This is a genomic window from Pseudomonas sp. MWU12-2037 (genome assembly GCF_023242345.1).
Classification (GTDB): Bacteria; Pseudomonadota; Gammaproteobacteria; order Pseudomonadales; family Pseudomonadaceae; genus Aquipseudomonas; species Aquipseudomonas gingeri_D.
In genome coordinates, this window is sequence record NZ_JALLIZ010000002.1 from 566,707 (window position 1) to 588,891 (window position 22,185).

Consider the following 22,185-nt stretch of genomic DNA (forward strand, 5'->3'; position numbering starts at 1 on the left):
AGGTGTCTTATGGAAAAGAAAACACCTCATTACGATCTGGCGGCGATCAAGACGGACGTGACAAGACTTGGCGCCACAGCATTTACGCTAAGTGCCAGGGATGGCGGCAGAAAAATGGGGTTCACCCTCGCCGATATGCTGCAAATCATTAAATCGTTGGAAAGAAGGATGCTTTATAAATCAATGACCACCTACGCCGATCACAGAATCTGGCAGGACGTTTACCACTATCCGCTCCCAGGCAAATTGATTTATATAAAAGTGAGCTACCGCCCTGCTGGCGGACCTCCGGTGATCTCCTTCAAGGAGAGTGAGTCATGAAACGACAGGACTGCGTCAGCTGTGGCATGCACAACGCCATGCATTGGTTTGAAGATCGGAACTTCGAGGTCGACTTCAAAGCGTTGAAAAAATCGGTTCCCCGGCTGTCCGGCTGGCAGTGCGAGGCCTGCTCGGAGATCGAGCTTGATCCTGAAAGCGCCCAGCGTTATTCAGACTCAAGCGACGAGCTTGTCTATCAGTCGAGGCGAGAAGTCGCCAACGAGATGAAGCGAATCCGCCGCAAACTTCACTTCACTCAACGCGCCGCAGTGGAGCTGCTATCAGGTGGTGGGCACAATGCGTTCTCACGCTATGAAAGGGCAGAAATCGATCCACCAAAGCCTCTATTCGTACTGATGCATCTCCTGGACCGACACCCTGAACTGGTCGAAGACATCAAGAGCATCAGCGAAGGCAAGGCGCCTTGGCATCCACCCAGCCCCAGAGAAGGGAAACATTCACTCACCTGATCAACAAAACCCAGGCAAAAAAACCCGGACCAGGTCCGGGTTTTTCATTCAACGTCAGCCGATCAATGCAGGATCTGGCTCAGGAACAGCTTGGTCCGATCGTTCTGCGGGTTGTCGAAGAAGTCGTTCGGCGCAGCCTGTTCGACGATTTCGCCCTTGTCCATGAAGATCACGCGGTTCGCCACGGTACGGGCGAAGCCCATTTCGTGGGTAACGCAGAGCATGGTCATGCCGTCTTCGGCCAGGCCGATCATGGTGTCCAGAACCTCTTTCACCATTTCCGGGTCGAGTGCCGAAGTCGGTTCGTCGAACAGCATGATTTTCGGCTTCATGCACAAGGCACGGGCAATCGCCACACGCTGCTGCTGACCACCGGACAACTGGCCCGGGAACTTGTGGGCCTGCTCCGGGATACGCACGCGCTCCAGGTAATGCATGGCGATTTCTTCCGCCTGGCGCTTGGGCATCTTGCGCACCCACATCGGCGCCAACGTGCAGTTCTGCAGGATGGTCAGGTGCGGGAACAGGTTGAAGTGCTGGAACACCATGCCAACTTCACGACGGATCGCTTCGATCTGCTTGAGGTCGTTGGTCAGTTCCACGCCATCGACCACGATGCGGCCCTGCTGGTGCTCTTCCAGACGGTTGAGGCAGCGGATGGTGGTCGACTTGCCCGAGCCCGACGGGCCGCAGAGAACGATACGCTCGCCCTGCTTGACGTTCAGGTTGATGTCTTTCAACACGTGGAACTGGCCGTACCACTTGTTCACGCCCTGCATCTGAATAATGCCTTCAGGACCCACAGGCTGTTTGATCGCTTCACTCATGACAAAACTCCTAACGCTTGTGGCCTGTGTCCAGCTTGCGTTCCAAATGCATGGAATAGCGGGACATACCAAAACAGAAAATCCAGAACACCAGGGCGGCGAACACGTAGCCTTCGGTGGCCATGCCCAGCCATTTCGGGTCGGCGGCGGCTTGCTTGACGCTGTTGAGCAGGTCGAACAGGCCGATGATGATCACCAGGCTGGTGTCCTTGAACAGCGCAATCAAGGTGTTGACGATCCCCGGGATCACCAGTTTCAAGGCTTGCGGCAGAATCACCAGGCCCATCGCGCGCCAGTAACCCAGGCCCATGGCGGCAGCGGCTTCGTACTGGCCCTTGGGAATGGCTTGCAGGCCACCGCGAACCACTTCGGCGACATAGGCCGACTGGAACAGGATCACGCCGATCAACGCCCGCAGCAGCTTGTCGAAGTTCATGCCTTCAGGCAGGAACAACGGCAGCATTACCGAAGACATGAACAGCACGGTGATCAACGGCACGCCACGCCAGAACTCGATGAAGGTCACGCAGACCACCTTCACCGCCGGCATGTTCGAACGCCGTCCCAGCGCCAGCATGATCCCCAGCGGCAAGGCCCCGGCGATACCGACGGTGGCGATGACCAGGGTCAGCATCAGGCCGCCCCACTCGGTGGTAGCAACGCTGGGCAGGCCCAGGTAACCGCCGCGCAGCAGGGTGAAGGCGATGATCGGGTACAGCACCAGGAAACTCAGGCCGTAGATCGCCTTGCGCGGGAAGCGCGGGATGAACAACGGCGCCACGCCGATGATCGCCAGCAACACGGTCAGGTCCACGCGCCAGCGCATCACGGGCGGGTAGTAGCCATACATGAACTGGCCGAAACGCTGCTCGATAAACACCCAGCAGGCGCCGCTCTTGGTGCAGTCGGCGCGGGTGGTGCCGACCCAGTTGGCGTCCAGGATGGCCCAGTGCAGCAGCGGCGGGACGATCAGGTAGATCAGGTAGAAGGCGAACAGGGTCAGCAGCGTGTTGAGCCAGCTGGAGAACATGTTCGCCCGCATCCACGCCACCACGCCGATACTGTTGCTCGGTGGTGGCATGTCGGGTTTGAAAGTATGCGAACTCATGGGCGTTTCCTCACCGCTCGATCAGCGCAATGCGCTTGTTGTACCAGTTCATCAGCAGGGAAATGCTGATACTGATCGCCAGGTACACGCTCATGGTGATGGCAATGACTTCGATGGCCTGCCCGGTCTGGTTCAGCACCGTACCGGCAAACAGCGAAACCATTTCCGGGTAACCGATACCGGCGGCCAGGGACGAGTTCTTCGCCAGGTTCAGGTATTGGCTGGTCAGCGGTGGAATGATCACGCGCAGGGCTTGCGGGATGATCACCTTGCGCAGGGTCGGACCGTTACGCAGGCCCAGGGAGCGCGCCGCCTCGGTCTGGCCGTGGCTGACCGACTTGATGCCCGAGCGTACGATCTCGGCGATAAACGCCGCGGTGTACACCGTCAGGGCCAGGGTCAAGGCCAGCAACTCTGGGATCAATACCCAACCGCCGACAAAGTTGAACCCTTGCAGCTGGGGCATCTCCCAATGCACGGGGGCACCGAAGATCAAGGCGGACAATGCCGGGATCACCAGGAACAAGGCCAGGCCGGCCCAGAACTTGTGGAACGGCACGCCGGTTTCTTCGAAGCGCTTGGTCGCCCAGCGGCTCATCAGCACGATGGCCACGATGGCCAACACGACGCTGATCACGAACGGCCAGAACCCCGCGGAAGCAATAGCCGCTGGCATATTCAGGCCACGGCTGCTGACAAAGAACATGTCCCAGAAGTTATGGCTGTTGCGCGGTCCCGGCATGGTCAGGAACACCGCGAAGTACCAGAACAGGATCTGCAGCAACGGCGGGATGTTACGGAACACCTCGATATAGACGGTGGCCAGCTTGTTGATCACCCAGTTCGACGACAGTCGCGAGACGCCGATGATGAACCCCAGCAGGGTCGCCAGGATAACGCCGATCACGGTCACCAGCAGAGTGTTGAGCAGACCGATGACAAACACCCGGGCATAGCTGTCCGATTCGGTGTAGTCGATCAGGTGCTGAGCGATGCCGAAACCGGCACTGCGCTCAAGAAAGCCGAACCCCGAGGTAATGCCTCGGTGTTGCAGGTTGGTCTGGGTATTGTGAAACAGGTACCAGCCCAACGAGACCACCGCGACAATCGTGATGATCTGAAATAGCCACGCACGCACTTTGGGGTCGCTGAGACTGAGTCTCTGCTTGGGTGCGCCGATTTTATTTTGCATGAAGTGCCCCAGGAAAAACGGAACAAGAACATCGCCCGGCAGTTGGCCTGCCGGGCGATAGGTCAATCAGCGCACAGGAGGTGCGTATTGAATGCCGCCCTTGGTCCACAGAGCGTTCAGGCCACGGTCGATTTCCAGAGGAGTGCTCTTGCCGAGGTTTTTCTCGAAGATCTCGCCGTAGTTACCGACCTGGGAAACGATCTTGACGACCCAATCCTTCGGCAGTTTCAGGTCCTTGCCGTATTCGCCGTCGGCGCCCAGCAGACGAGCAACGTCCGGGTTCTTGGTCGACTTGGCTTCTTCCAGGACGTTTTTCGAAGTGATACCGGCTTCTTCGGTGTTGAGCAGCGCATAGCCGACCCAACGAACGATCTTGGTCCACTCTTCGTCGCCGTTACGCACCACTGGGCCCAGAGGCTCCTTGGAGATGGTTTCCGGCAGAACCACGTAGTCCTTCGGCGAAGCCAGCTTGCTGCGCTGGGCGAACAGCTGGGATTTGTCCGAGGTCAGTACGTCGCAACGACCGGATTCCAGCGACTTGGCGCTTTCGTCGGAGGTATCGAAGGTGATCGGGGTGTACTTCAGGCCATTGGCGCGGAAGTAGTCGGACACGTTCAGCTCGGTGGTGGTACCGGCCTGGATGCAGATGGTCGCGCCATCCAGTTCCTTGGCACTTTTCACGCCCAGTTTGGTGTTGGCCAGGAAGCCGACGCCATCGTAGTAGGTGATGAAGCCCGGGAAGATCAGGCCCATGCCGGCGTCGCGGGAGCTGGTCATGGTGGTGTTACGCGACAGGATGTCGATTTCGCCGGATTGCAGCGCGGTGAAGCGCTCCTTGGCGTTCAACTGGCTGAACTTGACCTTGGTCGCGTCGCCGAAAACGGCAGCGGCCACGGCACGGCAGACGTCAGCGTCGATACCGACGATCTTGCCGGAAGCATCAGGCACCGAGAAGCCCGGCAAGCCGTCACTCACGCCACATTGAACAAAACCCTTCTTCTGTACGGCATCCAGGGTAGCGCCCGCTTGCGCGAAACCGCTGACGCCCAGTACGACGGCTGCAGTCACGACTGCCAGGGTGGATTTCAACATCTTCATTCAAACCTCCAGTTGCTCTTGTTGTGTCGGAGCTAGAGTCTAGCCGCACCCTTATGAGGCGTTGTTAACCCGTGCTGGCTTTTTTTGGGTCAAGCGGCTAAAGACTTGAGCTATGAGTTTAGTAGGAGAAAGTCTCCCGTCTGTAAAACTCACCGCCCACCAAATTGGCCGAACGGGCCTCAGCCCTTTCCAGATTCGCTAAAGCCCTGCCGGCCCTCGGCGAACGTGAATCAGAACCCGCCGAGACGGATTCATTTGCTATCCCACGGCCAGCGGTAGACTGATAGTGTTACCGCCAGGGGTGAATGCATTCACTCGGTTCTCCCATAGCAAAGCCCGTACCATAGTGGCGGCTAAAGCGATTCAGCCACAGGTCAATAGAAAAACATTCAACAACGCGACATTTTATTAACAAATCCACTCTTTACGCACCATCACCGCGCACACATCTGGAGCGCACGCACACTAATGGAGCACACATGACTGAGCCGCTGATCATTCACCCCGCCAAGACCGCAGACGCCTGTGTTATCTGGCTTCACGGCCTGGGGGCCGACCGTTACGACTTCCTGCCGGTGGCCGAGACGCTGCAGGAGAGCCTGACGAGCACGCGCTTCGTCCTGCCCCAGGCGCCGACCCGCGCCGTGACCATCAATGGCGGCTACGCCATGCCCAGCTGGTATGACATCAAGGCCATGAGCCCGGCGCGTTCGATCAGTTTTGAAGAGCTTGAAGAATCCGCAGCGACCGTCATCGAATTGCTGGAAGCCCAGCGGGCTGCGGGTATCGACCCTTCGCGGATCTTCCTCGCGGGCTTTTCCCAGGGTGGCGCCGTGGTGCTGCACACCGCCTACCTGAGGTGGCAAGGCGCCCTCGGCGGCGTGCTGGCGCTCTCGACCTATGCCCCGACCTTCAGCGACTCCCTGCAACTTTCCGCCAGCCAACAGCGAATTCCGGCCCTCTGCCTGCATGGCCACTATGACGAGGTGGTCCAGAACGCCATGGGTCGAACCGCCTATGAGCACCTGAAGCGCCTTGATGTCACCGTGACATGGCAGGAATACCCAATGGGCCACGAAGTGTTACCCGAGGAAATCCAGGACATCGGTACCTGGCTGGCCGCTCGTTTGCGCTGATATCGGTAACGCACTACGCCGCGCCCGATTCTTGCATTACACTGGCCGGCGTACATTCCTTAACCAAATTAACGAGATGACCGTGCTCAAAGCACTCAAAAAAATATTCGGTAAAAGCGAGGCTGAGCAGCTCGCACCAGGCTCCAGCGCCCCTACTTCCAGCTCCGATAGCCGCCACCACGGCCAACCAGCGGAGCGCGCCGAGCCTGTCGCCAAACCGAAAGCCCCGGCCGCCATCCCGGAACAGCCCGCTGCGGCGGTTGAGGCGCCACGCGTCGAACAGCCGAAAGCCGAGCAACCGCGCCGTGAACGAGCGCCGAAGCCTCCCGTCAAACCCTGGAAACTCGAGGACTTCGTCGTCGAGCCCCAGGAAGGCAAGACCCGCTTCCACGATTTCAAGCTGGCGCCCGAGTTGATGCACGCCATCCAGGACCTCGGTTTCCCTTATTGCACGCCGATCCAGGCGCAGGTCCTGGGCTTTACCCTGGCCGGCAAGGACGCCATCGGTCGCGCCCAGACCGGTACCGGCAAGACCGCCGCGTTCCTGATCTCGATCATCACCCAGCTGTTGCAGACCCCACCGCCGAAAGAACGCTACATGGGTGAGCCGCGGGCGCTGATCATCGCGCCGACCCGCGAGCTGGTGGTGCAGATCGCCAAGGACGCCGCCGACCTGACCAAATACACCGGCCTCAACGTCATGCAGTTCGTCGGTGGCATGGACTTCGACAAACAGCTCAAGCTGCTCGAAGCCCGTCACTGCGACATCCTGGTCGCCACCCCTGGCCGCCTGCTGGACTTCAACCAGCGCGGCGAAGTGCACCTGGACATGGTCGAAGTGATGGTCCTGGACGAAGCCGACCGCATGCTCGACATGGGCTTTATCCCCCAGGTCCGGCAGATCATCCGCCAGACCCCGCCGAAGAACGAACGCCAGACCCTGCTGTTCTCGGCCACCTTCACCGAAGACGTGATGAACCTGGCCAAGCAATGGACCACCGACCCGTCCATTGTCGAGATCGAAGCGCTGAGCCCGGCCAACGCCAACGTTGAACAGCACGTCTATGCCGTGGCCGGTGCCGACAAGTACAAGCTGCTCTACAACCTGGTCACCGACAATGGTTGGGAGCGGGTGATGGTCTTCGCCAACCGCAAGGACGAAGTCCGGCGGATCGAGGAACGCCTGGTACGCGACGGCGTCAATGCCGCGCAATTGTCCGGCGACGTGCCGCAGCACAAGCGCATCAAGACCCTGGAAGGTTTCCGCGAAGGCAAGATCCGCGTGCTGGTGGCCACCGACGTGGCCGGGCGCGGGATTCATATCGACGGCATCAGCCACGTGATCAACTTCACCCTGCCGGAAGTGCCGGACGACTACGTCCACCGCATCGGCCGGACCGGGCGAGCGGGCGCCGACGGTGTGTCCATCAGCTTTGCCGGTGAAGACGACTCCTACCAGTTGCCGGCGATCGAGGCCTTGCTGGGGCACAAGATCAGCTGTGAAATGCCACCCACCGAGCTGTTGCGGCCAGTGGTGCGCCAGCGTCCGGCCTGATCGCCCAGGCCGAAAGGCACGCTGCACGACAAAACGTCGCCCGATACCCGGCGACGTTTTTTTTCGTCCGGAGATTGCCGAATTAAACTAAAAGTCCATAATGGACAAATTAGTTTATAAAAATCATTCGAGAGCACCCCATGTCCGGCCACACCCCCTACGTGATCAACAGCCAGCAGGCCCATCGACTTCTGCAGCAGATCGACGTGCCGCAGATCCTGCGCAAACTGTTTCGCGACCTGGCGGCCGGACAGGCGGTGCAACCGGCGCAGCAGCTGGTGGAGTTCCCACAGGGTGCCGGCGACTTTATCAACTACCTCGGTGTGCTGGCCGACGACCAGGTCTATGGCGTCAAGACCTCGCCCTATATCGTCCGCGAGCAAGGTCCGCTGGTGACCGCCTGGACCCTGCTGATGTCCATGCAGACCGGCCAGCCGCTGCTGCTCTGCGATGCCGGCGAACTGACCACCGCGCGCACTGCGGCGACCACCGCCGTGGCCGTGGACGCCCTGGCTCCGCTGGACGCCAAACGCCTGGCCATCGTCGGCAGTGGTCCGGTGGCCCAGGCCCATCTGCACTACGCCAAGGGGCTGCGCGATTGGCAGGACATCAGCCTCTACTCGCCTAATGTGAATGCCGACAAGCGCGCACGCCTGAACGACATCGAGCCCCGTCTGCGGATCGTCGAACACCTGGAGCAAGCCCTGGACGACGCCGACGTCATCCTGCTCTGCACCTCCTCGGCGACCCCGGTGATCGACCCGAGCCAACTGCGCAAACCGACGCTGATCACCTCCATCAGTACCAATGCGATGCGCGCCCATGAAGTGCCGCCAGAGGCCTTGAGCGACATGCGGGTCTACTGCGACTATCGCAAGACCACACCGGGTTCGGCTGGAGAAATGCTGATTGCCGCCAGCCAGCACGGCTGGGACGCCGGGCAGATCCATGGCGACCTGGCCGAATTGCTGAGCGAGCAGACACCCCGGCCGACGTACGAACGCCATGTGTTCTTCCGCTCCATCGGCCTGGGCCTGGAAGACATCGCCCTGGCCAATGCGCTTTATCATCTGCATCACAAGGCAAGCTGAACACCAGCTCCCACAGGTTACGCATACAGCCTTTAGACCCCAGCAGGAGGCCTTGAATGAACCAGGCAGACTTCATCATCATCGGCGGCGGCATTGCCGGCGCCTCCACCGGTTTCTGGCTGGCCCGGCATGGCCGGGTGATCGTGCTCGAACGGGAATCGCACCCGGGCTATCACTCCACCGGACGTTCCGCCGCCCTCTACACCGCTGCCTACGGCACACCCCAGGTGCGCGCCCTGACCCTCGCCAGCCGGGCCTTCTTCGACGCCCCGCCGCCCGGCTTCGCCGAACACCCGTTGCTCACCCCACGGGGCGAAATGACCGTGGACTTCACGGGCGACCCGGACGAATTGCAACAGCAATACCTCAGCGCCAAGGCCAGCGTGCCCGAGATGCAACTGCTCAGCGCCGACGAGGCCTGTGCCCGCCTGCCGATCCTGCGCCGGGAAAAAGTCCACGGGGCGATCTACGACCCCAGCGCCAGCGACATCGACACCGACGCCCTGCACCAGGGCTATCTGCGTGGTATCCGCCGCCAGCAGGGGGAGATTCACACCGACTGTGAAGTCCTTGGCCTTGAGCGCGATGCCAACGGCCTGTGGCAGGTCCGCACCGCCGGGCAAACCTTCAGCGCCAAGGTGCTGATCAACGCCGCCGGTGCCTGGGCCGACCAGATCGGCGAACTGGCCGGTGCCCGCCCCTTGGGCTTGCAGCCCAAGCGCCGCGCGGCCTTTATCTTCGCGCCGCCCGAAGGCCTGGATAACCACGACTGGCCGATGCTGGTCAGCCTCGACGAATCCTTCTATATGAAGCCGGATGCCGGTATGTTCCTCGGCTCGCCGGCCAACGCCGACCCGGTCGAGCCCCACGACGTGCAGCCCGAAGAACTGGATATCGCCATGGGCATCTACCAGATCGAGGAAGCCACCACCCTGACCATCCGCCGCCCGACCCGCACCTGGGCCGGCCTGCGCAGTTTTGTCAGCGACGGCAACCTGGTTTCCGGTTTCGATCCCCTGGTCCCCGATCTGTTCTGGGTCGCGGCCCAGGGCGGCTACGGCATCCAGACTTCACCAGCGATGGGCCAGGCCAGCGCGGCGCTCGTGCGTGGCGAAGCCTTGCCCGAGCAGCTCGCGCAGTTCGGACTCGACGCCGCGATGCTTTCCCCTGCCCGTCTCGGATGACGACTGGCGCTGATTGCGGCACACTCGTTAGTACGCCCGTACCCGGGGCGCTACCCTTTCGCCGCTCGGTGATCAGGCCAACCTCCTGCGAGGCGACCGGATCACCGCACCAGCTGTTTTCCTTCGGCTCCCCCCCAAGGATGCTGAAGTTGCCTGGAGAATCACCATGACAGCCAAACAGGCTCCCGCCCTGGATAACTTCCGGGCGATCGCCGATGCCATCGCCACGTTATTCTTTCCCCATGCCGAAGTGGTGCTGCACGACTTGCACACGCAACGGATCGACTACATCGCCAACAACATCTCCAAACGCGAGATCGGCGATGACGCGGCGCTGGAAGACATGCTTGAGGAAGGCATCAACGAGCGCAATATCGGTCCTTACGAGAAACTCAACTGGGACGGCCAGAAGATTCGCAGCGTCAGCACCATACTGCACGACGCCCAGGGCACGCCGTTGGCGGTGCTGTGCATCAACCTGAATATTTCCCTGTTCGAAAGCGCCAGGGCGGCGCTGGATCTGTTCCTCTCACCGAACAAACTGATCCCGCAGCCCGATGCGCTGTTTCGCGATGACTGGCAGGAGCGGATCAATACCTTCCTGCACAGCTGGCTGCGTCAGCGGCAGTTGGGACTGAACCTGCTGACCCGCGACCACAAGCGCGAACTGGTGCTGGCGTTGCACGCCGAGGGCGCGTTCAAGGGCAAGAGCGCGGCCAACTATGTGGCCAATGTGCTGAATATGGGGCGGGCGACGGTGTACAAACACCTGAAGGAGTTGAAGGCGGAGGTTTGAGGGTTCCCCATCGTCAATGTGATGTGAATAGCCGATATGGATGCCAACACCGAACCTTTTAGGAGCAGGGCTTGCCCGCGAAGTTTTTGGCGGCCTCAAGGGCCCCTTCGCGGGCAAGCCGGGACGCCGGACCGCCTGCTCCTACAGGACCGTATTCAGCCTTAAGTAACGGATATTGAAATTACGCCACGGTGCTACCCATCAGTCGCCGTAGATATCCGTCTTGAAGTACTTGCCCTCGATCTTCTGGTACTCGCCGCTGGTGCGCAGCCCGTCGATGGCCTTGTTCAGTTTGCCTACCAGCTCGGTGTTACCTTTGCGCACCGCGATCCCGGCGCCCTCGCCCACATACTTCGGATCTTTCAGCTCCGGCCCGACAAAGGCGTAACCGGCGCCGCGCGGCATCGAGAGGAAATCGTCCAGAGGGATGGTGTCGGCAAAGATCGCGTCCAGACGCCCGGACGCCAGGTCCATGTAGATTTCTTCGTTGTTGCTGTAGCGCATCACCTTGATGCCCAACGGCTCGAAGACTTCCGTGGCGTAACGGTCGGTGGTGGTGGAACGCTGCACACCGACGGTCTTGCCCTTCAGGCTTGAGTACTTGTCATCCACCACCGCGCCCTTCTTCATCACCAGGCGCGAGGACGTGAAATAGTACTTGTGGGTGAAATCCACCGACTTCTTGCGCTCATCGGTGATGGTCATGGACGACAGCGCCGCGTCGATCTTCTTGACCTTCAAGGCCGGGATCAGGCCGTCGAACTCGCCTTCGATCCACTCGCACTTGACCTTCATCTGCGCGCACAGGGCATTGCCGATGTCGTAGTCGAAACCGACGATGGTGCCTTCGGCGGTCTTCGAAGCAAAGGGCGGGTATGCCGCCTCGATGCCGATACGCAAGGTCGGCTCGGCGGCAAACGCCGTGCTGCCGGCCAGCAGACCCAATGCCAGGCCGCCGATCAGGGTGAACTTCTTCATGCTGGAACTCCCGCTCTTTATTTGAGGTGTTGTGGCAAGACAGTAGAAGGAAGACGAAAACACTATTTTGTACTTATAAATCCATCGTGGACTTATTAGTACAAATCGTCAACGAACAAATGCATGCACTCTGTCAGAAAGCCATGCACCGATGAATATTTGAGGGGGTGTCGCAAAGCGCCAGCCGTTACTTCCAGCGCTCTGCCGCTGCCTGGTCGCTGACGCGACCCTCGACCCAGCGCGGGCCGTCGGCGGTGTTTTCCTTTTTCCAGAATGGCGCCTGGGTTTTCAGGTAGTCCATGACGAAATTACAGGCATCGAACGCGGCCTGACGATGGGCACTGGTGACCCCGACAAACACGATGGGCTCACCCGGCTCCAGGGCGCCGACCCGGTGCAGCACTTCCAGCCCGAGCAACGGCCAGCGTTCATGGGCTTGCGTGACAATCTTGCCCAGGGCCTTTTCGGTCATCCCCGGATAATGTTCGAGGAACATCCCCGCTACTTCACGCCCGTCGTTGAAGTCGCGCACGTAGCCGACAAAACTCACCACCGCGCCGATCCCCAGGTTGGCGGCATGCAGGGCATTGACTTCAGCTCCCGGATCGAACGCCTGCGCCTGCACGCGAATCGCCATTTCAGCCTCCGGTCACCGTGGGGAAAAATGCCACTTCATCGCCATCGGCCAACGGCTCGGCGAGGGGGCACAGGTCCTCGTTGCGCGCGCACATCAGGTTCTGTTCGCCAAGGACCTGTGTGTCCTCTCGTAACAGCAGGAACCGGCGGACATCATCGACGCTGGTGAAGTCCCCCTCCACCGCCAACTCATCCATCCCGAGCACTTCACGATAACGGGCAAAGAACTTCACCACGATCTTCATGGCGCATCCGCCAGGTAGTGCCCGCTCTTGCCGCCGAGTTTTTCCAGCAGGCAGACGTTTTCGATGATCATGCCGCGGTCCACCGCCTTGCACATGTCATAGATCGTCAGCGCCGCGACACTCGCCGCCGTCAGCGCTTCCATCTCCACGCCAGTCTGCCCGGACAGCTTGCAGCGCGCGACGATGCGCACGGCATCCTCGCCGTCGGCACTCAGCTCGACCTTGACGCTGGTGAGCATCAGCGGATGACAGAGGGGAATCAGCTCGGAAGTTTTCTTCGCCGCCTGGATACCGGCGATCCGCGCCACGGCGAACACATCGCCCTTGGGGTGGCCGCCGCTGATGATCATTTGCAGGGTCTCGGGCAACATGCGCACGCGGGCCTGGGCCACCGCCTCGCGGAAGGTCACGGCCTTGTCGGTGACGTCGACCATATTGGCGCGGCCTTGGGAATCGAGATGAGTCAGCACAGCGATACTCCTGATCAGGAGCGTCGATTGTAAACCTGCGGGTCAGCTTTGCGCGACAGGGCTAATAAAAAGGGCGGCCGCCTGGCCGCCCCTGGGTGTGGATGGGATTACAGGTGGGATTCGGCGTATTCGGCCAGGATCGAACGCGGCACGCCCTGCAGGGTGATGTGCACGCCGTTCGGGAAGTCCTTGAAGCGTTCGGTCAGGTAGGTCAGCCCGGAGCTGGTCGCGGACAGGTAAGGGGTGTCGATCTGTGCCAGGTTGCCCAGGCACACCACTTTGGAACCGGCGCCGGCACGGGTGATGATGGTTTTCATCTGGTGCGGCGTGAGGTTCTGGCACTCATCGATCAGGATCAGGCTTTGCTGGAAGCTGCGCCCGCGGATGTAGTTCAGGGATTTGAACTGCAACGGCACCTTGCTGAGGATGTAGTCGACGCTGCCATGGGTGCTTTCGTCATCCATGTGCAAGGCTTCGAGGTTGTCGGTGATCGCCCCCAGCCAAGGCTCCATCTTCTCCGCCTCGGTGCCGGGCAGAAAACCGATTTCCTGGTCCAGGCCCTGCACGCTACGGGTCGCGATAATGCGCCGATAGCGCTTGCTGACCATGGTCTGCTCGATGGCGGCGGCCAAGGCCAGGATGGTTTTCCCGGAACCGGCGGCACCCGTCAGGTTGACCAGGTGGATGTCCGGATCGAGCAAGGCGAACAGCGCCAGGCTCTGGTAGATGTCACGCGGTTTCAGGCCCCAGGCTTCCTGGTGCAACAGGGGTTCCTGATGCAGATCGAGAATCACCAGCACATCGGCGCGGATCTCCTTGACCCAACCGACAAAGCCTTGTTCGTCGATGATGAATTCGTTGACATGCACCGCCGGCAGGTTGTCGGTCAGTTGCACCTGGTGCCAGGTGCGGCCATGGTCCTGGCGGGTCTCGACCTTGCTGACGCGGTCCCAGAACGAGCCTTTGACGTCGTGATAACCGTTGGGCAGCAAGGACACGTCGTCGACCAACTGGTCGGTGCTGTAGTCCTCGGCCGCAATCCCGCAGGCGCGCGCCTTGAGGCGCATGTTGATGTCCTTGGTCACCAGGACCAGGCGCAGGTCCTTGTCCCGCGCATGCAGATCGATCAACTGATTGATGATGATGTTGTCGTTCAGGTGCTCCGGCAGCACCAGGTTCGGTTCGCTGCGCTTGCTCATCAGGATCGACAGCAGGCCCTTGGGACCGCTCTTGCCACGCTGGATCGGGACGCCCAGCTCGACGTCCTCGGGGCAGGCGTCGCCCAGGGTCTTGTCGATGAGGCGGATCGCCTGCCGGCATTCGGCGGCGACGCTGTGATGCCCGCCCTTGAGCTTGTCGAGCTCCTCGAGCACGGTCATCGGGATGGCGACATGGTGTTCTTCGAAATTGAGCAGGGCGTTTGGATCGTGGATCAGTACGTTGGTATCGAGCACGTAAAGGATAGGCTGGTTGGAAGAAGGAGTGCGTCCGTGATCATCCATACTCGGTCACCTTTGTGGGAGCCAGTCGACGCAATACCTTGACGGTGATGCGCCTCGAAGTGACCGCCGAATTCGCCTGTGAAGGGGCAGGCGTTCTGTGCACAAGTAGGGTCTTGTAAGACGCCACCTGTGTCGCAGGTTTCGGCGGTCTGACTCCGTAATACCGCAAAAGACATGACAGGAAAAAGCACTTTGACGTTTTTTTGAAGTTTATTTTTCAAGCTGACGAATAGCCCTTGGCGAGGGGCCCGCACACCGTTAAAGTCGGAAGTCCGCCTGCACTGAAATCATCACCTGTTTTTTCCCCGGCCCAACAAATACGGGCACTTGGGTTTTCCCTCTCTAACGAAACGCTTCCTTGCACTCCTGCCAGCCGATCCCGCTTTCGGCGGTCTGTTTGAGCAGCCAGGGCAACGCCGTGCGCGCTTTGTCCTGGGTGTCATGAAACACGATGACGCCGCGACGCCAGAGCAGCATCAAGGTCATCACCCGCTGGGCGGACTGCTCGGCGCTGAGCTTGCCGGTGGCGTCCGCCGAATCGATGTCCCACAAGGCGACCTGCAAGTGCTGGGCCTTGAAAAACGCCGCGCCGTCGGCCCGCCGCTGCCCGTAAGGCGGGCGGAACAGCGCGGCATAGTTGTTCGGCAAGGCGCTCTGCACCAACGAGATGCTGCGCAGGATCGAATCCTCCCAGTCCTGCCATTGACTGTGGGAACGGTACTGCCAGCCTTCCACACCCACGCATTGCTGGCGGTAAAGCTCGCGCACCGCCGGCATCGAGGTCTTGTCCAGGCGGGCCTGCAAGGCATTGCCGAGGACAAAGAACAGGCCGCTCATCTTCTGTTTGCGCAGGTAGTCGGCCAATTCATCGGTATTGCCCTGGGCTATGGTCGGCCCACCGTCGAAGGTCAGCAGGAACAGGCGGTCGTTGAAGCCCTCGCCATTGCGCTCGTGGTCGCCCATCAACTGGATTTCGCTGCTGGTCTGCGGCAACAGCGCGGCCAGGCGCAGTTGCTCGTCCAGGTAACGCTCATTGAATGCCCGGGCCGGGTCGGCCCAGCGGACATAAAAGGAGTCATCGGCGACCCGGAACTTGCCGGCGGCTTTTTGCAGGCTGTCCATGTCCACGACATAGAAACAGAAGGACGCATCCTCGTCGCAGCTCTGCTGGGCGGCGTTGTAGCTGGTCAGCAGGCGCTGCCACATGCGCTGGCGCACCGCGTCGATGGCGGTCATGTTGATCTGCTTGAGGCCCAGGCGCTTTTTCAGGGCCGGCTCGTCGAGCAGTTCGCTGACCAGCAGCAGATGGGCGAACATCAGGATTTGCGCGCGCGAGGCGACATCGAACAGCGCCGGGCTGCTCAGTTGCTCGGGCCAGGTGCTGCGATCCAGGGTCGCGGGGTCGTTCGGCGCGGCAACGGCGGCGAAGCAGGCCAGCAGGGCCGAGAAGAAAAGAACGATACGCAAAAGGGTGCCTCCATTTCAGAACCCGCCGCGCACTATAGCCGATCCTGTGTCGCCCCTATCGCCATCATAGGTGGAGTCAAACCGCCCAACCCCCTAGAATCCCCCAACGATTAAAGGAGACGACTTCATGCTGATGGTGATTTCCCCCGCCAAGACCCTCGATTTCGAAACACCGGCGGTGACCCAGCGCTTCACCCAACCTCAGTACCTGGACCACTCCCAGGAGTTGATCGAGCAACTGCGCACCCTCAGCCCGGCGCAGATCAGCGAGCTGATGCACGTCTCCGACAAGATCGGCGGCCTCAATGCCGCACGTTTCGGCAGCTGGAACCCGGCCTTTACCCCCGACAACGCCAAACAGGCGCTGCTGGCGTTCAAGGGTGACGTCTACACCGGCCTCCACGCCGAAGACTTCAGCGACGCCGACTTCGACTACGCCCAGACCCACCTGCGCATGCTCTCCGGGCTCTACGGCCTGTTGCGCCCGCTGGACCTGATGCAACCCTATCGCCTGGAGATGGGCACCAAATTCGCCAATGCCCGGGGCAAGGACCTCTATGCCTTCTGGGGCACGCGCATCAGCGAATGGCTCAATGATGCCCTGGCCGCACAAGGGGACGAGGTGCTGCTGAACCTGGCGTCGAACGAGTACTTCTCGGCGGTCAAACGCTCGGCCCTGAACGCGCGGATCATCAACACCGAGTTCCGCGACGAGAAGAACGGCCAGTACAAGATCATCAGTTTCTACGCGAAGAAGGCCCGGGGGATGATGGCGCGGTTTGTGATCCGGGAACGCATCCAGAACCCTGAGCAATTGAAGGCGTTCGACGAACAGGGCTACCGGTTCAGTGCGGAACTGTCCAAGGCGGACAATCTGGTGTTTTTGCGCGATCACGCGCCGGAGTAACGCAGTTCGTCGTAGTACCGCGTTACCGTTCTTCGCGGGCAAGCCCTGCTCCTACAAGTTTATGTCGCACACAAAATTTATGGACGACTGATAACTGTAGGAGCAGGGCTTGTCGGGACGCCGCACCGCCGCGAAGAGGCCAGCACAAACACCACAATCCCCCCAGACCAACACATCTGATGCCCTGCCCCACCCGGTGCGTTACACGTAATGTGTAACCCCGACGATCCCCCCTTCTCCCCTCCTGCAACACCCCCAAAAGCCCAATTAATTGACGCCAATAAACCGACCGTTACAACAATGAAAATTCTTTCACTCGACATTTCAGATTTTTTTGAGTAGTGGCACCAAAATTTTTTCTCCATAGTGGCAAACCACCATCTCGGCATTTTCAATCCCCATAACTAAAGGGCGAAACGGAAAGTGCTATCAATATGAAGCCGTGCCATCTTTCATCCTGTTTCCAGGTTTCTCAGGAAACAGGATGAGCGGACTGGAACTTATGTTCCGAAACATTGCTCATACCACCCGTAACGATTCTCACAGAGCTTGTAAGAGATGACTTACATGAAAGCGGGATGAAATGTTTAAGTTGCAAACAGTGACTTACAACCGCGCCCCACAATGACAACCGAGAGTAAAGGACAGGAGATACGCACCATGTTATCCCCTACAAGGCCAAGGTGGGCCCTCAGACAAAGCGCTTGCGAGGCAGCTCCAACCTGTTGATCTACAAGGCTCCGCCGTGGACATCAGCAGGCTGCGAGTACGTTCGCACAGGTCTTCCCGTGGAAGGCCGGCCGTATTCAAGGGCATGCCCCTAATAACAAGGCCACGCTGCGCACAACTTGAGTGCAATTATTTAGCCACTCGACACTTATATGCCTGCATTCGCAGCTGCGACCTCTTTTGGCCGCCCTGCGAGTGCGCCACGCTGACTGACTAACATCAACTTCGGCCATTTAATGGCGTGATCAAGATAGAGGTAAATGCAATGCGCATCAGCATATTCGGTTTGGGTTACGTCGGTGCAGTCTGCGCCGGTTGCCTGTCTGCACGGGGCCATGATGTGGTTGGCGTCGATATCTCCCAGGACAAGATCGACCTGATCAACAACGGCAAATCTCCGATTGTCGAACCCGGCCTGGAAGCCCTGTTGGCCCAGGGTATTGCCACCGGCCGACTGCGCGGCACCACCGACTTCGCCGAAGCGATTCGCGCCACCGACCTGTCGATGCTCTGCGTCGGCACGCCGAGCAAGAAGAACGGCGACCTGGAACTCAACTACATCGAGTCGGTGTGCCGCGAAATCGGTTTTGTCCTGCGTGACAAGACCAGCCGCCACACCATCGTGGTCCGCAGCACCGTGCTGCCGGGCACCGTGAAAAACGTGGTGATCCCGATCCTCGAAGACTGCTCGGGGAAAAAGGCCGGGGTCGACTTCGGTATCGCGGTCAACCCCGAGTTCCTGCGCGAAAGCACCGCGATCAAGGACTACGATTTCCCCCCGATGACCGTGATCGGCGAATTCGACAGTGCCTCCGGTGACGTCCTGCAAGCCCTCTACGAAGAACTCGACGCGCCGATCATCCGCAAGGACATCGAAGTCGCCGAGATGATCAAGTACAGCTGCAACGTCTGGCACGCCACCAAAGTGACCTTCGCCAACGAGATCGGCAATATCGCCAAGGCGGTCGGGGTCGACGGTCGCGAAGTGATGGACGTGGTCTGCCAGGACAAGACCCTCAACCTGTCCCAGTACTACATGCGCCCCGGCTTTGCCTTCGGCGGCTCCTGCCTGCCCAAGGATGTGCGCGCCCTGACCTACCGCGCCGGGTCCCTGGACGTCGACTCACCGCTGCTCAACTCGCTGATGCGCAGCAACGAAAGCCAGGTGCAGAACGCCTTCGACCTCGTCGCCAGCCATGACAAACGCCGCATCGCCCTGCTCGGCCTGAGCTTCAAGGCCGGCACCGACGACCTGCGCGAAAGTCCGCTGGTGCATCTGGCGGAAATGCTTATCGGCAAGGGTTTCGACCTGAGCATCTACGACAAGAACGTCGAGTACGCCCGTGTCCACGGTGCGAACAAGGACTACATCGAATCGAAGATTCCCCATGTGTCGTCCCTGCTCAACGCCGACTTCGACGAGGTGATCGACAACAGCGACGTGATCATCCTCGGCAACCGTGACGAGCGTTTCCGCGCCCTGGCCGAGAACGCCCCCCACGGCAAACAGGTCATCGACCTGGTGGGCTTCATGTCCAAGGCCACCAGCGCGAGTGGCCGGACCGAAGGTATCTGTTGGTAAACCAACCCAACCGCTGCGCGGTTGATCGCCGGCAAGCCGGCTCCTACAGGACGGGGCCGAACACAGGCATTACGTACGACTCCGCACTGTAGGAGCCGGCTTGCCGGCGATGGCGTCCGAAAGGGCGCCTCGCCTGCCTTAACCCCATCGAGCCCGCCGACAGGCTCGCCCGAGACAGAGACGGATGCAGATTATGCACAGGCTAAAACACGGCCTCCTCCAGGCCGCCGGTTGGCTGTTCTACTTGAGTTTGCTGATGGGCCTGGCCTTGTTGCTGCCCACCTCGACCTTCGACGCCGACTCCAAGGACTTTATCTTCCTGGTCGGCGCCGTGGGCATCTGGCGCTACTCCATGGGCGCCACCCATTTCGTGCGCGGGATGATTTTCCTCTACATCGTCTACCCGCACCTGCGCCGCAAAGTGCGCAAGCTGGGCAAGGCCGCGGACCCGTCCCAGGTGTTCCTGATGGTCACCAGCTTTCGCATCGACGCCCTGACCACCGCCCAGGTCTACAGCTCGGTGATCCGCGAAGCCATCGACTGCGGCTTCCCCACCACCGTGGTCTGCTCCCTGGTGGAAATGTCCGATGAGCTGCTGGTCAAGAGCCTCTGGGCGAAGATGAATCCGCCGGAACGGGTCAAGCTCGACTTCGTGCGTATCGCCGGTACCGGCAAGCGCGACGGCCTGGCCTTCGGTTTCCGCGCCATCTCCCGCCACCTGCCGGACGACCGCGCGGTAGTCGCGGTGATCGATGGCGACACCGTGCTCAGTGAAGGCGTGGTGCGCAAGACCGTGCCCTGGTTCCAGCTGTTCGGCAATGTCGGCGGCCTGACCACCAACGAGTTCTGCGAAGTGCGCGGCGGCTACATCATGAGCGAATGGCACAAGCTGCGCTTCGCCCAACGCCATATCAACATGTGCTCCATGGCCCTGTCCAAGCGCGTGCTGACCATGACCGGGCGTATGTCGGTGTTCCGCGCCAGCGTGGTCACCGACCCCGGCTTTATCGCCGACGTCGAAAGCGACTCGCTGCAACACTGGCGCCTGGGCCGTTTCAAGTTCCTCACCGGCGACGACAAATCCAGCTGGTTCAGCTTGATGCGCCTGGGCTACGACACCTTCTACGTGCCCGACGCGGCGATCCACACCGTGGAACACCCGCCGGAAAAGAGCTTTATCAAATCCAGCCGCAAGCTGATGTACCGCTGGTACGGCAACAACCTGCGGCAGAACTCCCGGGCCCTGGGCCTGGGGCTGCGCCGCCTAGGCCTGTTCACCAGCGTGGTGCTGTTCGACCAGCGCGTGTCGATGTGGACCTCGCTGCTGGGGCTGACCGTGGCGCTGATCGCCAGCTTCAAGTACGGCATCGCCTTCATCCTCGCCTACCTGCTGTGGATCGGCCTGACCCGGTTGATCCTGACCCTGCTGCTGGCCTGTTCCGGGCACGGCATCGGCCCGGCCTACCCGGTGATTCTCTATTACAACCAGATCGTCGGCGCCCTGATGAAGATCTACGTGTTCTTCCGCCTCGACCGTCAATCCTGGACCCGCCAGGACACCAAACTGAGCCGCGACCTCGCCAGCTTCCAAGGCTGGTTCAACACCTGGTCGTCCCGAACCATGACCTTCTCCGCCGGCAGCATTTTCGTCGCCGTGCTGATGACCATGGTTTGACCCGACCCGCCAGAACTCGCTAATGGAGCTATACCCATGAATTCCCAAGTCAATGCCAACGTCGTCCACGAATCCGAAGCCCAGCGCCAGCATGCGCGGGTGAAAATCCCGGCCAAGCTGCGCTTCCTCGGCAGCGAGAGCCAGCCCCTGGAAGTCCGGGTCCATGACCTGTCCGCCGGCGGCCTGAGCTTCAATGTCCCGCCGCAACAGGCCCTGAGCCTGAAGCTCGGCGAGGTGTACAAGGGCCGCCTGCAATTTGTCATCGACAACCTCGGCCTGGCCATGGACGTCGAGCTGCAGGTGCGCTCCTACGACCGCCAGAGCGGCCGGGTCGGTTGCCAGTTCCAGAACCTGGAGCAGCAGGACATCGGCACCCTGCGCCACCTGATCACCTCGCACCTGTCCGGTGACATCGTCAACATCGGCGACGTGCTCGCCACCCTGCAGCGCGACAACTTCACCAAGGCCCGCAAGAAAAAGGACGACGGCAGCGGTATGAGCCCGTTCGGTCGCCTGCGCGCCGTGACCTTCAGCCTCGGTGTGTTCGTGGTCGGCCTCGCGGCTTTCGGTTTTGTCCTGAAATCGGTGTATGGCCTGTACTTCGTCAGCCATGCCCAGGCCGGCCTGGTCAGCGTGCCGGGCATGAGCATCACCATGCCCCGTGACGGCACCGTGCAAAGCCTGATCCAGGAAGACGGCGTCGCCGCCAAGGGAGCACCGCTGGCGACCTTCAGCACCAGCATGCTCGACGTGCTCAAGGGCCATCTCGACGACAACCAGCTGGAGCCGGCCAAGGTCGAGGAGCTATTCGGCAAACAGATGACCGGCACCCTGACCTCGCCGTGCGATTGCACGGTGGCGCAGCAACTGGTCGCCAATGGCCAATACGCCAGCAAGGGCGATGTGATCTTTCAACTGGTGCCGAAAGGGAGCGAGGCGAATGTCGAGGCGCGCTTCTCCTATCGCCAGTTCGGCGACGTGCGTCCAGGGACCCGGGTGAACTTCCAGATCGCCGGCGAAGAGCAGGTGCGCCAGGGCAAGATCGTCAGCAGCACCAGCCTGAAAAGCACCGACCTGTCCTCCGATATCCGCGTTTTGATCAAGCCTGACGAACGCCTCGACAGCACCCTCGCCGGGCGTCCGGTGGAAGTCAGCAGCGACCGCGGGCCGAGCATGAACTGGCTGATCGACAAAGCCATGGCCGCTGGTCTGTAAG

At 60.7% G+C, this 22,185-nt stretch carries 21 protein-coding genes; 11 read left to right on the forward strand and 10 right to left on the reverse strand.

What is annotated here, in order from left to right:
* Nucleotides 1-9: 9 nt before the first annotated feature.
* Nucleotides 10-321 (forward strand): type II toxin-antitoxin system MqsR family toxin, encoded by a 312-nt coding sequence (locus tag M5B42_RS05810; RefSeq protein ID WP_121136935.1) that lies wholly within the window; start codon nucleotides 10-12, stop codon nucleotides 319-321.
* Nucleotides 318-791: a type II toxin-antitoxin system MqsA family antitoxin gene (locus M5B42_RS05815; RefSeq protein ID WP_248745246.1), complete on the forward strand. Its 474-nt coding sequence runs from the start codon at nucleotides 318-320 to the stop codon at nucleotides 789-791. Before M5B42_RS05810 ends, M5B42_RS05815 begins: the two co-directional genes overlap by 4 nt.
* Nucleotides 792-853: 62 nt before the next feature.
* On the opposite strand, the gene M5B42_RS05820 is transcribed toward M5B42_RS05815, so the two are convergent.
* The 4 genes from M5B42_RS05820 to M5B42_RS05835 form a co-directional block, all read right to left on the reverse strand.
* Nucleotides 854-1,618: an amino acid ABC transporter ATP-binding protein gene (locus M5B42_RS05820; protein ID WP_103499298.1), complete on the reverse strand. Its 765-nt coding sequence runs from the start codon at nucleotides 1,616-1,618 to the stop codon at nucleotides 854-856.
* A 10-nt stretch (nucleotides 1,619-1,628) separates the two neighbouring features.
* Nucleotides 1,629-2,726, reverse strand: a complete 1,098-nt coding sequence (locus M5B42_RS05825; RefSeq protein ID WP_248745247.1) for an amino acid ABC transporter permease — start codon at nucleotides 2,724-2,726, stop codon at nucleotides 1,629-1,631.
* Nucleotides 2,727-2,736: 10 nt separating this feature from the next.
* A complete protein-coding gene (locus M5B42_RS05830; RefSeq protein ID WP_248745248.1) occupies nucleotides 2,737-3,918 on the reverse strand; it encodes an amino acid ABC transporter permease in 1,182 nt (393 codons plus the stop codon).
* Nucleotides 3,919-3,984: 66 nt separating this feature from the next.
* The gene (locus M5B42_RS05835) at nucleotides 3,985-5,016 is read right to left on the reverse strand and encodes an amino acid ABC transporter substrate-binding protein (RefSeq protein ID WP_103499296.1); all 1,032 of its coding nucleotides are present in this window, start codon (nucleotides 5,014-5,016) and stop codon (nucleotides 3,985-3,987) included.
* Between the two features lie 479 nt (nucleotides 5,017-5,495).
* Between M5B42_RS05835 and M5B42_RS05840 the strand changes: the two genes are divergently transcribed.
* The 5 genes from M5B42_RS05840 to M5B42_RS05860 all read left to right on the forward strand — a co-directional run bounded on the left by M5B42_RS05840 (nucleotide 5,496) and on the right by M5B42_RS05860 (nucleotide 10,778).
* On the forward strand, nucleotides 5,496-6,152 hold the full coding sequence (locus M5B42_RS05840) for an alpha/beta fold hydrolase (protein WP_103499295.1): 657 nt from the start codon (nucleotides 5,496-5,498) through the stop codon (nucleotides 6,150-6,152).
* A 76-nt stretch (nucleotides 6,153-6,228) separates the two neighbouring features.
* Nucleotides 6,229-7,707 (forward strand): ATP-dependent RNA helicase RhlB, encoded by a 1,479-nt coding sequence (gene rhlB / locus M5B42_RS05845; protein ID WP_177099666.1) that lies wholly within the window; start codon nucleotides 6,229-6,231, stop codon nucleotides 7,705-7,707.
* Nucleotides 7,708-7,847: 140 nt separating this feature from the next.
* On the forward strand, nucleotides 7,848-8,798 hold the full coding sequence (locus M5B42_RS05850; RefSeq protein ID WP_248745249.1) for an ornithine cyclodeaminase family protein: 951 nt from the start codon (nucleotides 7,848-7,850) through the stop codon (nucleotides 8,796-8,798).
* A gap of 56 nt (nucleotides 8,799-8,854) precedes the next feature.
* A complete protein-coding gene (locus tag M5B42_RS05855) occupies nucleotides 8,855-9,982 on the forward strand; it encodes an FAD-binding oxidoreductase (RefSeq protein WP_248745250.1) in 1,128 nt (375 codons plus the stop codon).
* A gap of 166 nt (nucleotides 9,983-10,148) precedes the next feature.
* Nucleotides 10,149-10,778, forward strand: a complete 630-nt coding sequence (locus tag M5B42_RS05860) for a PAS domain-containing protein (protein ID WP_103499291.1) — start codon at nucleotides 10,149-10,151, stop codon at nucleotides 10,776-10,778.
* Nucleotides 10,779-10,979: 201 nt separating this feature from the next.
* Here the strand turns inward: M5B42_RS05860 and M5B42_RS05865 are convergent, their stop codons facing one another.
* The 6 genes from M5B42_RS05865 to M5B42_RS05890 all read right to left on the reverse strand — a co-directional run bounded on the left by M5B42_RS05865 (nucleotide 10,980) and on the right by M5B42_RS05890 (nucleotide 16,076).
* Nucleotides 10,980-11,756: an ABC transporter substrate-binding protein gene (locus M5B42_RS05865; protein ID WP_248745251.1), complete on the reverse strand. Its 777-nt coding sequence runs from the start codon at nucleotides 11,754-11,756 to the stop codon at nucleotides 10,980-10,982.
* Nucleotides 11,757-11,943: 187 nt separating this feature from the next.
* A complete protein-coding gene (gene moaE, locus M5B42_RS05870; protein WP_152740148.1) occupies nucleotides 11,944-12,393 on the reverse strand; it encodes a molybdopterin synthase catalytic subunit MoaE in 450 nt (149 codons plus the stop codon).
* Between the two features lies 1 nt (nucleotide 12,394).
* Complete coding sequence (locus M5B42_RS05875; RefSeq protein ID WP_248745252.1) at nucleotides 12,395-12,637, reverse strand: MoaD/ThiS family protein; 243 nt, start codon at nucleotides 12,635-12,637, stop codon at nucleotides 12,395-12,397.
* Nucleotides 12,634-13,107, reverse strand: a complete 474-nt coding sequence (gene moaC, locus M5B42_RS05880) for a cyclic pyranopterin monophosphate synthase MoaC (RefSeq protein ID WP_178129893.1) — start codon at nucleotides 13,105-13,107, stop codon at nucleotides 12,634-12,636. Before moaC ends, M5B42_RS05875 begins: the two co-directional genes overlap by 4 nt.
* Before the next feature lie 107 nt (nucleotides 13,108-13,214).
* Nucleotides 13,215-14,609: a PhoH family protein gene (locus tag M5B42_RS05885; protein WP_100941812.1), complete on the reverse strand. Its 1,395-nt coding sequence runs from the start codon at nucleotides 14,607-14,609 to the stop codon at nucleotides 13,215-13,217.
* Between the two features lie 342 nt (nucleotides 14,610-14,951).
* Entirely contained in the window at nucleotides 14,952-16,076 is a 1,125-nt protein-coding gene (locus M5B42_RS05890; RefSeq protein WP_152740147.1) for a polysaccharide deacetylase family protein, read from the reverse strand.
* Between the two features lie 127 nt (nucleotides 16,077-16,203).
* On the opposite strand from M5B42_RS05890, the gene yaaA reads away from it, so the two are divergent.
* The 4 genes from yaaA to M5B42_RS05910 all read left to right on the forward strand — a co-directional run bounded on the left by yaaA (nucleotide 16,204) and on the right by M5B42_RS05910 (nucleotide 22,184).
* The gene (gene yaaA / locus M5B42_RS05895; RefSeq protein ID WP_248745253.1) at nucleotides 16,204-16,983 is read left to right on the forward strand and encodes a peroxide stress protein YaaA; all 780 of its coding nucleotides are present in this window, start codon (nucleotides 16,204-16,206) and stop codon (nucleotides 16,981-16,983) included.
* A gap of 994 nt (nucleotides 16,984-17,977) precedes the next feature.
* Nucleotides 17,978-19,294 carry a nucleotide sugar dehydrogenase gene (locus tag M5B42_RS05900; RefSeq protein WP_152740145.1) on the forward strand — a complete coding sequence of 439 codons (1,317 nt, stop codon included), beginning with the start codon at nucleotides 17,978-17,980 and terminating at the stop codon, nucleotides 19,292-19,294.
* A 190-nt stretch (nucleotides 19,295-19,484) separates the two neighbouring features.
* Nucleotides 19,485-20,969 carry a mannuronan synthase gene (gene alg8 / locus M5B42_RS05905; RefSeq protein ID WP_248745275.1) on the forward strand — a complete coding sequence of 495 codons (1,485 nt, stop codon included), beginning with the start codon at nucleotides 19,485-19,487 and terminating at the stop codon, nucleotides 20,967-20,969.
* 36 nt (nucleotides 20,970-21,005) lie between these two features.
* The gene (locus tag M5B42_RS05910) at nucleotides 21,006-22,184 is read left to right on the forward strand and encodes an alginate biosynthesis protein Alg44 (protein WP_248745254.1); all 1,179 of its coding nucleotides are present in this window, start codon (nucleotides 21,006-21,008) and stop codon (nucleotides 22,182-22,184) included.
* Nucleotide 22,185: the final 1 nt, after the last annotated feature.